Origin of the sequence: Halorubrum sp. T3, from assembly GCF_000296615.1 — an archaeon.
Classification (GTDB): Archaea; Halobacteriota; Halobacteria; order Halobacteriales; family Haloferacaceae; genus Halorubrum; species Halorubrum ruber.
This window is the reverse complement of sequence record NZ_JH815329.1, coordinates 983602-995692: the sequence shown is the minus strand read 5'-3', so window position 1 is coordinate 995692 and position 12091 is coordinate 983602. Positions and strand designations below refer to the sequence as shown.

The window sequence follows — 12091 nt, the reverse complement described above, 5'->3', positions numbered from 1 at the left end:
TCTCTCTCCTCGGTAAGGGTATGAACGATCTACGAACCGGACTGAGTTACGGGGACGTGCTGTTGGTCCCCCAGCGGTCGCCGGTCGACAGCCGGAGCGACGTCGACCTCTCGACGCCGCTCACGCCAAGCATCGAGCTGGAGACGCCGCTCGTCTCGGCCGCGATGGACACCGTCACGGAGGCGGCGTTGGCGATCGGCCTCTCCCGGGCCGGCGGGATCGGCGTCCTCCACCGGTTCCTCACCGTCGACGAGCAGGCGGCGCAGGTCGAGCGCGTGGTCGCGGCCGGCGAGCGCGTCGCCGCCGCGGTCGGGATTAACGAGGACTACGAGGCCCGGAGCGCCGCGCTGGTCGCGGCCGACGTGGACGCGCTCGTGGTCGACGTCGCGCACGGGCACCTCGACAGGGCGGTCGCGGCGGTCGAGGAGATCGCGGACGCGTTCCCGGAGACGGACCTGATCGCCGGCAACGTCGCCACGCCCGCCGGCGTCGAGGACCTCGCGGCCGCGGGCGCCGACTGCGTGAAGGTCGGCATCGGTCCGGGGTCGCACTGTACCACGCGGAAGGTCGCCGGCGCCGGCGTCCCGCAGCTGACCGCGGTCGACGACTGCGCGACCGCGGCCGAGGACCTAGACGTCACGATCTGCGCCGACGGCGGGATCCGCACCTCCGGGGACGCGGTGAAGGCGCTGATGGCGGGCGCCGACACGGTAATGCTCGGCAGCCTCTTCGCCGGGTCGGAGGAGGCGCCGGGTGCGGTCGTCGAAGTCGACGGGACGCGGTACAAGCGGTCGCGCGGGATGGCGACGACCGCCGCCGCCGAGGCCCGCGACGACAAGGGCGCGGACGTTGGCGCCGACGAGGGCGTCGAGGCGCTGACGCCGTACAAGGGTCCGGTCGCGACGGTCGCCGAGGAGTTCTGTCAGGGGATCCGCTCGGGGCTCTCCTACTGCGGGGGTCACACGATCGGACGCGCCCGGGAGCGGGCCGAGTTCATCCGCGTCGCCCCCGGAGCGAAGGAGCGCGAGGGGTTCCACACCGACGACGACTGGGAGGGGATCAGCGTGGACAGCGAGACGAAGCGAGTCACCGACCCGACTGCGGAATCGACCGCCGAGAGCGACGACTGAACCGCGCTCCGCGGCGGGTCCGACGGCGGAACGGCCGGTCAGGTGGCCAGTCTCAGGAACCACCTCCGCTCGGAGGCGGCGTCCGCCCGTGTGTGTCACTGCGAAGCCATCTCACGGACCGCTTTTGCCGTCCGGCGGACAGGCCGGGCACATGACCGACGCATTCGGACGCGCGATCCGCGACCACCACCGCGGCGAGCGGACGGAGCCGCTCTACCAGGGCGATGGCGAGGAGACACGCGAGCATCCGATACAGGACTTCTACTTCAGCGAATTCGACCCTGAGAGCGACGCCGGTTCGTGGCCGGCGTCGCGGCTGGAGGGCCCCCTCGTCGACCTCGGTGCCGGGGCGGGCCGGCACGCGCTGCGGTTTCAGGAGCGGTTCGAGACGGTCGCCGTCGAGCCCAGTCCGGCGCTCGTCGAGACGATGCGCGAGCGCGGCGTCGCGGACGCCCGCGAGGGCGACATGTTCGCCCTCCGGGAGGCGTTCGGGCGCGACCGGTTCGCCTCCGCTCTTGCGATCGGGACGCAGGCCGGACTGGCGGGGTCGATGCGGGGGCTCTCCGCGTTCCTCGGCGATCTCGCGTTCGTGACGACGCCCGACGCGACCGCCGTCGTCGACTGCTACGATCCGGACCACCCGGCGGCCGCCGACCTCCTCGGCTACCGCGAGGACCCGACGCCGGGGCTCGCGGGCCGCGTCATGTGGTTCGCCTACGACGGGGAGCGGGACCCGACGCTCCGCTTCAGGCTCTTCTCGCCGGACCGACTTCGCGAGGCGGCGATCGGGACCGGTTGGGCGGTCGAGGCGGTCGACCGCGAGGGGTCGGGCGACGGCCCGCACTACCGGGCCGCGCTCCGGAAGCGGTAGGAGAGGCCCGCGGCCCTCGCTCCGCGAATCCACGCTCTACCACGCCGTCAGCGCCGCACGGCCGTGATCGTGCGCGAGGAGCGCGAAGAAGGCGAGCACGCCGGTGATCGCGAACGCGCCACCGACGTAGAAGACGGAGCCCATGCTCACCTCGACCATCAGCCAGCCGGCGATGAGCGGCCCGGCCACGGAGCCCGGCCGCCAGACGAGTTCGCGGATACCGAAGCTGGAGGCGACGCCGCCGTCGTCGGTGCCCTCGTCGGCGAACAGCGCCATGCTCGCCGGCTCGCGGAAGGAGTCCGCGACGCCGAGCAGCCCGGAGAACGCGACGAGCGGGAGGTACGCGGGCGGCAGGTCGCCGAGGATCGGGAGCGTCACGCCGGCGCCGAGCGCGCTCCCGATGGCCGCCGAAAACGGGATCGCCATCGCGATCACGCCGTAGGCGCCGCCCCCGGCGAAGACGAACAGCGACCGGCCGTACGCGTCCGAGAGCCGCCCCGTGAACAGCTGGCCGACCATGTTGGTCGCCTTCTCGGCGGTGACGGTGACGCCGATGGCGATCCCGGTGACGCCGAGGCCGCCGGCGGCCATCTCCGTGCTGACGTAGATCGGGACCCACGTCCGCACCATCGTCACGGCGAAGGCGTACTGGGCGCGGAACGTCGTCATCGTGAGGATCCGTCGGTTGACGGCCAGGTCCGAGAACGGGAACCCCTCGACGCGCGTGTCGTCGTCGTCGAGGAAGAGCCACGTCACGGCCCACGCGGCGACCATCAACGCCGCGATGACCGCGAAGATGGGGCCGAAGCCGACCGCGTCGTACATCGCGCCGGCCGACAGCGACCCGACGATCGAGGCCGCGAAGGAGGCGGCGTTCGCCTTCCCGATCTTGTCGGCGCGCGCTCCCACGTCGGCGATCTGCCCGACCAGCGATAACGTCATCAGCCCCGCGCCGGTGACTACGAGCCCCTGGAGCGCGCGCACGAGGATGAACGACCCCGACGAGTCGACGAGCGGGAACAACGCGTACACGCCGGCGCCGGCCGCGAGCACGCCGAGCAGGACGGTCCGCTTGTCGAAGCGGTCGCCCGCCCACGCCAGCGGCACCACGGCGACGGTCTGCGCGAGCGTGAACCCCGTCGTGTACATCCCGATGACGAACCCGGCCGAGACCGTGACGCCCAGCACCGTCGTCGCCTGCGGGTCGAGCGCGTTGATGTACGTCCCCAACAGGGTGATGAGCGTGATGAACCCGAACCCCTCGGCGAACCGCGTGAGGTAGAGCGCCCAGAACTGCGTTCGGCTCGCCCCGGCCGTCGCGTTGCTCACACCGGATCGGCGCGCAGCGATTTAAAAGGAATTTCGGTTCGAAGGTCGCGGCGGTGCGCGCCGAAGCTATTTGTCCGTCGGCGCCGTCGGCCCCGGACATGGGCGACCGAGCCTGCGACCGGGAGTTCTGTCCGGAGTGCGACCTCGCGGTGGCGCGCACCGACGACTCCTGTCCGGAATGCGGCGCGCCGATCGACCGCCTCGACGAGACGTCGCCCGAGCGCTGAGCCGGCGCGTTCCGCCGTCGGCGTGTCCGCCGTCGCGCGCCCCGCCATCGGCGTGTTCCACCGTCAGCACGTTCCACCGTCGGCGCGCTTTCGCGCAGTCCCGCTTCCGCCCAGTCCCGCTCTCGCCCAGTCCCGCTCACATGGTGTCGGCGTACTTGTCCCGTCGGTAGAGGTCGATCTCGTGGGCCGACGAGCCGGGCCGCGACGCGGCAAAGGCGATCGCCTCTGCGACCTCCTCCGGCTCGGTGACGCTCCCGGGCTCGAACCGCTCCTCGAACGGCTCCCCGTCCTCGCTGCCGAACTCGGTGCGGACCTCCGAGGGGTTGACCACCGAGACCGCCACGCCGTCGTCGCCGGCCTGCGCCGCGACGCTGTGGGCGAACCCGCGGATCCACCACTTCGTCGCGGCGTACACGGGGTTGAACGATCGAGGGAACTCCCCGGCGAAGCTGCCGACGGCGACGAGCGTTCCCTCGCTCTCCCGGAGGTGTGGGAGCGCCTCGCGCGTGAGAAAGAACGCCCCGTCGACGTTCGTCTCCTGCATCGCGAAGTACTCCTCGTCGGTCATCTCCGCCACGTCGCTCCCGCGGGCGAGCCCCGCGTTGACGACGGCGACGTCGAGGCCGCCGAACTCGTCGACCGCGGCCTCGACCGCCGCCGCCGACGTCGCCGACTCGCGGACGTCGCCGTCGGCGACGACCGCCTCGACGCCGTACGCCGCCCGGACGTCGTCCGCGACCGATTCGAGCGCGTCGCGCCGCCGCGCGACGAGGACGAGGTTCGCGCCGCGCTCCGCGAGCGCGTGCGCCGTCGCTTCGCCGATTCCCGAGCTCGCTCCGGTGATCACCGCCGCCGCGCCGTCGAGGTCCGTCATGGGCGTCCGATCGGCGGCGGGGCTGATAAATATCGGCGTCGCGCGCTCTCGCGCCGAGCGGACCGCCGTCCCGCGGTCAGAAGTCGACGGCGGCGCTCACGTGGAGGCCGACGAAGCGCCACCCGTCGTCCCGCCGCGCGAGCGTCCCGCTCCAGCGGGTGTCGAACTCTCGGCGTCGCCCCGTTTCCGCGTCCGTCCACGCCATCGCGACCGCGTCGCTGAACCACGCGTGGTCGTCGCGCTCCGTGACGCGGAGATCGCGGCTTTCCACGCGCCAGTCCGTCGTGGTCTCGGTCTGCGCCCGGAGTCCCTCGCGGATCCGGCCGCTCCCGACGAGCCGCTCTGAGACGCCGAACTTGACGTACGGGTCGTCGCCGTCGCGCTCGTCGGCGACGTACGGCGCCAGCGGGTCGCCCGCCCGAAGCGCGTCGTAGTACGAGCGGACGGTCTCGCGTGCGTTCATACGGGACGCCACGCGCTCGGCGGAGAAGTGTTTCGGGGTCGCGGGCGATGAGCGCTCCCGAGCTCGGTCAGTCCACCGGACAGCGGTCGATCCCGAGGACGCGGTACAGCAGACACCGCCGCGTGGCGCCCTCGACGACGAGCACGGCGCCGGCGACCGCGAGCCCGACGGCGGAGACGACGGGCACGCTGACGTCCGTCGTCGCGACGAGGACCGCGAGGACCACGACGGCGACGCCGCCGATGACTCGCGCCATCGCGTCGATTCGGCCGATGTTTCGTTTCACGTCCGCACGTGGGTGCTGTGCCGTCAAAAGCGTTGAGTCAGGCGAAAAATCAGTATCGACCCGCCTTGTGCGGCAGTGAGCGAAGCCGTCACCTCGTCGACTGTGATCTTATGAGATATTTCCAGTGATGTCTTCCCGTAAGAAGAGACCCTCAGACCGCCGTGGGCTCCTCGCCGGCGTCGCTCACGACGAGTTCCACGTCGAGGCGGATACGCTCGTACGGGAGGTACGGTCGCTTGGCGCGGTCGTCGTCTTCGACGAGGAACACGATTCCGTAGTCGGCTAAGAGGGTAACGTCGTCGTGGACCGTCTTGTAGCTGCGGTCGAGCGTCTCGGCGAGCGCGCTAATGCTCTCGGCGGCGCCGTCGACGTCCAGCAGCGTCTGAAGCACCTCGATCCGCCGGTCGGTGAGGATCTTCCGGAGCTCGCCGACCGTCCCGAACGACACCACCGCGGGTCGCGCCTCGCCGTCGTCGACCGCCTCGACCGCGTCGAGCGTGTCCTCGAACGCCTCGTCGAACGACTCGACAGTGAGACGGAGGACTGCCGGGTGCGGGCGGTCGCGAGGGTCGCTGTACTTGTCGGGCCAGCCGTCGTGGTCGGGGTCAGTCATGGGTGTTCTCCGTGTCAGCCAGTGCCGCGATCTCGTTCAGGAACCGCGTCACGTGAGCCGCGAGACCGTAGAACTCGATTTCGGCGTCCTCGCCGAACCGAACGTGTCGGTGGTGCCAGCCGAGATTATCGTCGTCGTGTGCGTCGTCGTACCTGAGCAGTTCGCCGGTTTCCGGTGGTAGTACTGAAACCGGTAGAACCACCCGTCCGGGTAGTCGTCGTCGCGGATCGCGAATATCTCGACGCGTCCCCCGGGGACGGCGCGGTTCAACTCGATCGGGCGGTGATCCGGCATCTCCCCTACTCATAATGTATGACCTCATACTACAGGATTCTGGTTACGTTTCGCTCTCGGCGTTCTTCGAAGACCGCTTGAGCCGCATTCCCTTCGGCGTCGAGATCGACGTCGCTCTGTTGCTCAACGCTGCTCATAACCCCACCCCTGAGCCGGTGAAAAAGCGCAGAAACCTGTCAGTAGAAGGTAAAAACGGTTATATGAGGAGCGGGCCGGGCGCGATTGTGAACTACGAGAAGACGGTCGCTCGCTTCGCTCGCGCTGCGACTTCTCTACTTCAAATCGCTTCCGTCCGGTTCCCTCACCGCATCGCTATCGCTCTGCGGTTCAGTGTACGGGCCGGGCGCGATTTGAACACGCGACCGACGGATTAAGAGTCCGTCGCTCTCCCTAACTGAGCTACCGGCCCTCACGAGTTCGTATCCGGGTCACGGTAAAAGGCCTTTTCATTCGACCCCGCCGCCGCCGGGCGGATACCGATCGAACCGCACGAAAGCGGCGGTGTCGAATTCTCGATCGAGGGGGCGAAGCCGCCGCCCGTCTCCGCTTCGTTGGCGAGGGGTGACGGCGAGAGCGTACTCGTTAAGTGGCGTGCCGCGGAATTCCCTCCAATGAGTAGTGGGGCATCCGGATCCGCGCGGACCCGGTACGCGATCCTCGGCTGTGGGAGCGTCGGGCACGCCGTCGCTGAGGAACTGACCGAGCGCGGCAAGGACGTCCTCATCCTCGACCGCGACGAGAGCCGGGTCGAGGCGCTCCGGGACCAGGACCTCAACGCGCGCGTCCAGGACATCGCCGAGCCGGACGTCGTCGACGAGCTCGACGACCGGGACATCGTGTTGATCCTCGCCAGCGACGTGGAAGCGAACAAGGCCGCCGTCTCCGCGGTCAGGGAGACCGGGGGCGACCACTACGTCGTCGTCCGGGCGTCGGACCCGGTCAGCGAGGACGAGCTGCGCGAGCGCGGCGCCGACGTGGTGATCAACCCCTCGACGGTGATCGCCGACAGCGCGCTCCAGTCGCTGGAGACCGGCGAGCTGGAGTACATGGCCCGCCAGCTCGCGGAGATCATCGAGGAGGGCGGCGACCGGATGGCGATCCTCACCCACGACAACCCCGAGCCGGACTCGATCGCGTCCGCGACCGCGCTCCAGGCGATCGCCGAGGCGTTCGGCGTCGACGCCGACATCATCTACTCCGGCGACGTCGGCCACCAGGAGAACCGGGCGTTCGTCAACCTCCTCGGGATCGACCTGCTCGCTCGGGGCGACGCGCCGCCGCTGTCGGAGTACGAGACCGTCGCGGCCGTCGACCTCGCGAAGGCCGCCGCCGAGGACCTCGACCTCGACGTGTCGATCGACATCTACCTCGACCACCTGGAGTCGGAGGTGCCGTTCGACGCGCGCTTCGTCGACGTGCGCACCAACGTCTCCTCGACGTCGACGATCCTCACGAAGTACCTCCAGGAGTTCGACCAGTCGCCCTCGGAGGCGGTGGCGACCGCCCTCCTCTACGGGATCCGCGCCGAGACGCTCGACTTCAAGCGGGACACGACCCCCGCCGACCTGACCGCCGCCGCGTACCTCCACCCGTTCGCGAACCACGACACGCTCGAACAGGTGGAGTCGCCGTCGATGAGCCCGGAGACGCTGGACGTGCTGGCGGAGGCGATCCAGAACCGCGAGGTCCAGGGGAGCCACCTCTTCTCGACGGCCGGGTTCATCCGCGACCGCGAGGCGCTCGCGCAGGCCGCGCAACATCTCCTCAATCTGGAGGGGATCACGACGACGGCCGTGCTGGGCATCGCCGACGAGAAGATCTACCTCGCGGCGCGCTCGAAGGACATCCGGCTGAACATCGGCAACGTCCTCGACGAGGCGTTCTCCGAGATGGGCGACGCCGCCGGCCACTCGACGCAGGGCTCCTTAGAGATCCCGCTCGGCATCTTCACCGGCATCGAGGCGAGCGGCGAGAACCGGGACACGCTCCTCCACCTCACCGAGGAGGCGGTCCGCCGGAAGCTGTTCGACGCGCTCGGCGTTGAGGGCGGAAGCGGCGACAACTCGAACGGGTCCTGAACTCGGTGCGCATCGCCGGGGTCGTTTTCCGACTCGGAGCCGTAGCTCCGGACGCGACACCGCATGTACGTCCCCGACGATCCGCCGGCGACCTGTCCCGCCTGCGGCGACCCGTACGAGTCGGTCTCGCGGCACACCGACGGGTTCGTGGCGAACTTACTCGACAACGAGCGCTACCGGCGGGTGTGTTTCCACCCGTCGACGGACGGCGGCGACCCCGCTCTCGACTGCTACCACCACACGCACGAGCAGGCCGGCACAGACTAACGGGTCCGGCACAGACCGACGGGCTCGGAGCCGGATTTCGCAGGAAAGGACGGCCGAGCCGCGGAGTCGGCTTAGAAGTCGTCGCCCTCGGTGATCGAGGTGTGCGAGCCGATCAGCGCGCCGGAGAGGTCGACGCCCTCTAAGGTGGCGCCCGTGTCGATCACGGAGTTGCGGACCTCGGAGTCGGTGATCGTCGCGTCCTCGAACACGACCGCGCGATCGAGCGTCGAGTCGGTCACCGTCGCGCCCGACATGACGTGGACCACGTCGCCGAGGTCGCTCCCCTCGACGGTCGCGTCGTCGGCGACGAGCGTGCCGCCGTCGAGGGCGTACTCAACCGCGTCGAGGTAGCTGTCGGCGGTGCCGATGTCGAACCACGCGCCGTCGAAGGTGTACGCGTGGACCGGCCCGCGCTGCTGGAGCCACTGGAGGAACCAGCCCGGCTCGTCGGGGTTGTTGTCGTCTTCGAGGTACGTGGTGAGCTTCGGGAGCGTCTCCGCGGGGAACGCGTAGCAGGCGATGGAGACGAGCGTCGACTGCGGGTCCTCGGGCTTCTCTTGGAAGTCGATCACCTCGTCGCCGTCGAGCTGGACGAGCCCGTACGACTTCGCGCGCTCGCGGTCGCCCACGTCGTAGGCGGCCAGCGTCGGCGTCCCCTTGTCGTGGAAGAAGTCGGCGAAGTCGCCGAGATCGAAGCTGATCATGTTGTCGCCGGCGACGACGATCAGGTCGTCGTCGACGCCCTCGCGGTCGACGAGCTGTTCGAGCGCGCCCACGACGCCGAACTTCTCGTCTTCCTCGACGGTCTCCTCCACCGAGAGCGTCGGCTTCTCGAAGGGACTGTCCGCGAGGTACTCCGCGAACGTGTCGGCGAAGCGCTCGTTCGTCGAGACGAACACCTCGTCGACCCGGTCGTCGGCCTCCAAGTCCTCGAATATCTCGTCGATGACGGTGTTCTCGCCCACCGGCAGGAACATCTTCGGCCGGTGTTCGGTGATCGGCCAGAGCCTGGTCGCGTAGCCACCCGCGAGTACGACGGCTTTCATACCCCTCCTGTCTCACCCCGGTGACATACCTCTTGTGCCCGCGTCATCGGTCGGACCGCTCGCGCCGGCGATGTCGTGCGCCCGCGGCGTCGGTCCCCCGAGCCGCGGCGTCGCGATCCCGGACGGTTTTGCTCGTCGCCGTCGAAGTTCGCCCATGGAGACGACACGCCAGCGGATCGCCGACGCGCTCCGCGAGGAGCCCCGGACGGCGAGCGACCTCGCTGAGGCGCTGTCGCTGCCGACGCCGGTCGTGTACGAACACCTCGAACACGTCTCGCGGTCAGTGCGAGAGGGAAACGACGGCAGCGAAGGCGACGCGGACGAGGAGTTCCTCGTCGCCCCGCCGACCTGCCGCGAGTGCGGGTTCGACGGCTTCGACGACCCGGTCAACAAGCCGTCGCGGTGTCCCGAGTGTAAGAGCGAGCGGATCGAAGAGCCGGCGTTCGTGATCCGGTAGGGAGGCGGTGCGGCCGCCGTCGCGGAGCGATGCCTACAGTTCGTCGAGCAGCGTCGCGGCCGCGGCCGCGGAGGAGCCCGGGCCGCGCGCCGTTATCAGGTCGCCGTCGACGGTGACGCTCTCGTCGGCGTCGAGCTCGGCGTCGAAGTCGGCGCCCGCGAGGACGACCTCGTCTTCGACCCAGTACGGGAGCTTCCGGCCGTCGGGCATTACGTCCTTGTCGTCGACGATGTCCGCCTCCCACTCGTTGGGGAACCCGGTGACGGCGCGCCCCTCGACGAGCGGCGTCCCGTCGGCCTCGCGCGTGAACGCGAGAATCCCGACCGCGTGACAGACGACCAGGGCGACACCCTCGTCGCCCGCGACCGCGTCGAGCAGGAGCTGCCGGGCGTGGCGGTCCTGGTTCACGTCCCAGACGGTGCCGTGGCCGCCGGGGAAGACGACCGCGTCGTAGTCGGCGGCGTCGACCGTCGCGATCGGTTCGGGGTCGTTCAGCTCGGGATGCTCCTCGTCGACCTCGCGGAGCTCCGCGACTCGCTCCTCGCCCCCCGCGGCCTCGGGGTCGAGCGAGCGCTCGTCGACGACCGGCGGCGACCCCGAGGGCGTCGCGACCGTCACGTCGACGCCCTCCGCCTCCAGCGTCGTCAGCGGCTCGATACACTCCTCGGCCCAGTACCCTTCCTCGCTCACGACGAATAACGCGTCAGTCATGTGTACCCCACCGTTCGGGACCTCGGCATAAAAGGCGCCCGCGCCCGGCAGCGACGAGGGACGGCGCGGGCTTTATAAACAACCGGGGCGGTGCGGTCGGCGCGTGCCCGTGAGCGGCCGCCCTCGGCGGCCGCGAACGGCACCGCGCGAGGGAGTCGGGCGCCCGGAGCGAAGCGGAGGGCGGCCGACGAGGCTGGGGAGGCGTGAGGCTGCGGTTGCTGTGCGTTCCCGCGAGCAGGGAGGGACCGGAGGTCCCTCCGGCAGCCGGCGCGTAGCGCCGGCGACGAAGCGAGCGGGAGCACGGAAGTCGCAGCCCGCGCAGCGAACGGAGTGAGCGAGCAGGACCGTCTTCCGGAGGGGTGGGACTCAAAGGGGCAGCCGTGAGGGCGGCGCAGGCGACGCAAGCACTGGAAGGAGCGAACGGAGTGAGCGACTGAAGCGCACAGCGAGCCTGCGCCGCCCTCACGGCTGGGGCTTTGGAGGTGTTCGCCGTTGATCCGCAGTCAGCCATTTATAAGCAAGCGGCTGGGGCTTTGGAGGTGTTCGCCGTTGATCCGCAGTCAGCCATTTATAAGCAAGCGGCTGGGGCTTTGGCGGCGTTCGCCGTCGATCCGCAGTCAGCCATTTATAAGCAAGCGGCCGGGGCTTTGGAGGCGTTCGCCGTCGATCCGCAGTCAGCCATTTATAAGCAAGCGGCTAGGGCTTTGGAGGTGTTCGCCGCCGCTACGTAGTCGACTATTTATAGGCGGATACACGAAGGTTTCGCGGGTTTTACCGCGGCGCTGCTCCGGACGACTTATTCGTCGCCCTGGGCGTCGACGACCACGACCTCGCCGTCCTCGACGGTGACGTTGATCAGCGTCTTCACGTTGTAGTCCGTCTCGTCGAGCTCGTTCGGGCCGGCCTTCTTGATCACGGCGACGACGTCGACGACCTCCGCGCCGACCTCGTCGGTGAGCGCGTCGAGGATGGCCTTCATCGTGCCGCCCGTCGAGAGCACGTCGTCGAGCACGAGCACGCGGTCGCCCTCCTCGACGTCGTTGATGTACATCTCCGACTCGGAGTAGCCGGTCTCTTGGAACAGCGGCACCTCGCCGTCGAGGCCGTACTGGCGCTTCCGGATGACGACGAGGGGGATGTCGGTCATCAAAGAGAGCGCGGTGGAGATGTGGATCCCCATCGCCGCGGGGGTGACGATCTTGTCGACGTTCTCCAGCTCGGCCTTCCGGATGATCCGGATGACGATCTCCCGGAGCAGCTCCGGTTCGAGCATCGGGACGCCGTCGCTGATCGGGTGGACGAAGTACTGGTACTCGCCTTTCTCGATGATCGGCGCGTCGAGGAGCGACTGCCGCAACTGGTCCATGTCGCCGGTACTCGGGCGGATTAATAAAGCGTGGCGGTTACGGAATCGCGATGAGAGGCGATGGCACGGAGCGGGGGAA

Annotated in this window: 16 protein-coding genes and 1 tRNA gene; 7 read left to right on the top strand and 10 right to left on the bottom strand. The window is 69.4% G+C overall.

Translation table 11 applies throughout. The annotated features are described in order from the left end of the window. Positions 1-20: 20 nt before the first annotated feature. Both B378_RS0107160 and B378_RS0107155 read left to right on the top strand, forming a co-directional pair. Complete coding sequence (locus B378_RS0107160) at positions 21-1130, top strand: guanosine monophosphate reductase (protein ID WP_017343130.1); 1110 nt, start codon at positions 21-23, stop codon at positions 1128-1130. Between the two features lie 151 nt (positions 1131-1281). Then, positions 1282-2001, top strand: a complete 720-nt coding sequence (locus B378_RS0107155) for a class I SAM-dependent methyltransferase (protein ID WP_017343129.1) — start codon at positions 1282-1284, stop codon at positions 1999-2001. A gap of 36 nt (positions 2002-2037) precedes the next feature. Here the strand turns inward: B378_RS0107155 and B378_RS0107150 are convergent, their stop codons facing one another. Then, positions 2038-3330 (bottom strand): MFS transporter, encoded by a 1293-nt coding sequence (locus tag B378_RS0107150; RefSeq protein ID WP_017343128.1) that lies wholly within the window; start codon positions 3328-3330, stop codon positions 2038-2040. A 98-nt stretch (positions 3331-3428) separates the two neighbouring features. Between B378_RS0107150 and B378_RS17420 the strand changes: the two genes are divergently transcribed. Continuing rightward, the gene (locus tag B378_RS17420; protein WP_017343127.1) at positions 3429-3557 is read left to right on the top strand and encodes a hypothetical protein; all 129 of its coding nucleotides are present in this window, start codon (positions 3429-3431) and stop codon (positions 3555-3557) included. 136 nt (positions 3558-3693) lie between these two features. Here the strand turns inward: B378_RS17420 and B378_RS0107140 are convergent, their stop codons facing one another. From B378_RS0107140 to B378_RS0107115, 6 genes are all read right to left on the bottom strand, one after another. Beyond that, on the bottom strand, positions 3694-4431 hold the full coding sequence (locus tag B378_RS0107140) for an SDR family oxidoreductase (protein ID WP_017343126.1): 738 nt from the start codon (positions 4429-4431) through the stop codon (positions 3694-3696). Between the two features lie 76 nt (positions 4432-4507). Continuing rightward, positions 4508-4894: a nuclear transport factor 2 family protein gene (locus tag B378_RS0107135; protein WP_017343125.1), complete on the bottom strand. Its 387-nt coding sequence runs from the start codon at positions 4892-4894 to the stop codon at positions 4508-4510. A 67-nt stretch (positions 4895-4961) separates the two neighbouring features. Then, the gene (locus B378_RS0107130; RefSeq protein ID WP_017343124.1) at positions 4962-5180 is read right to left on the bottom strand and encodes a DUF2892 domain-containing protein; all 219 of its coding nucleotides are present in this window, start codon (positions 5178-5180) and stop codon (positions 4962-4964) included. A gap of 151 nt (positions 5181-5331) precedes the next feature. Continuing rightward, positions 5332-5793, bottom strand: a complete 462-nt coding sequence (locus tag B378_RS0107125) for a hypothetical protein (RefSeq protein ID WP_017343123.1) — start codon at positions 5791-5793, stop codon at positions 5332-5334. Next, positions 5786-5995, bottom strand: a complete 210-nt coding sequence (locus B378_RS15825) for a hypothetical protein (protein WP_237738324.1) — start codon at positions 5993-5995, stop codon at positions 5786-5788. Before B378_RS15825 ends, B378_RS0107125 begins: the two co-directional genes overlap by 8 nt. 427 nt (positions 5996-6422) lie before the next feature. Continuing rightward, positions 6423-6496, bottom strand: a tRNA-Lys gene (locus B378_RS0107115). 202 nt (positions 6497-6698) lie between these two features. Here B378_RS0107115 and B378_RS0107110 point away from each other — a divergent pair. Beyond that, complete coding sequence (locus tag B378_RS0107110; RefSeq protein WP_017343120.1) at positions 6699-8165, top strand: DHH family phosphoesterase; 1467 nt, start codon at positions 6699-6701, stop codon at positions 8163-8165. Positions 8166-8228: 63 nt separating this feature from the next. Next, complete coding sequence (locus B378_RS0107105) at positions 8229-8432, top strand: hypothetical protein (RefSeq protein WP_017343119.1); 204 nt, start codon at positions 8229-8231, stop codon at positions 8430-8432. 71 nt (positions 8433-8503) lie between these two features. On the opposite strand, the gene B378_RS0107100 is transcribed toward B378_RS0107105, so the two are convergent. Beyond that, a complete protein-coding gene (locus B378_RS0107100; RefSeq protein ID WP_017343118.1) occupies positions 8504-9478 on the bottom strand; it encodes a sugar phosphate nucleotidyltransferase in 975 nt (324 codons plus the stop codon). Between the two features lie 154 nt (positions 9479-9632). Here B378_RS0107100 and B378_RS0107095 point away from each other — a divergent pair, with 154 nt between their 5' ends. Further along, a complete protein-coding gene (locus tag B378_RS0107095) occupies positions 9633-9935 on the top strand; it encodes a transcriptional regulator (RefSeq protein WP_017343117.1) in 303 nt (100 codons plus the stop codon). A gap of 33 nt (positions 9936-9968) precedes the next feature. Here the strand turns inward: B378_RS0107095 and B378_RS0107090 are convergent, their stop codons facing one another. Then, a complete protein-coding gene (locus B378_RS0107090; RefSeq protein WP_017343116.1) occupies positions 9969-10646 on the bottom strand; it encodes a type 1 glutamine amidotransferase domain-containing protein in 678 nt (225 codons plus the stop codon). A gap of 482 nt (positions 10647-11128) precedes the next feature. Here B378_RS0107090 and B378_RS0107085 point away from each other — a divergent pair, with 482 nt between their 5' ends. Further along, positions 11129-11377, top strand: coding sequence for a hypothetical protein (locus tag B378_RS0107085; protein ID WP_155118193.1), 249 nt, complete (start codon positions 11129-11131; stop codon positions 11375-11377). Positions 11378-11442: 65 nt separating this feature from the next. Here B378_RS0107085 and hpt read toward each other — a convergent pair whose 3' ends face one another. Then, complete coding sequence (gene hpt, locus B378_RS0107080) at positions 11443-12012, bottom strand: hypoxanthine/guanine phosphoribosyltransferase (protein ID WP_017343114.1); 570 nt, start codon at positions 12010-12012, stop codon at positions 11443-11445. Positions 12013-12091 lie beyond the last annotated feature (79 nt).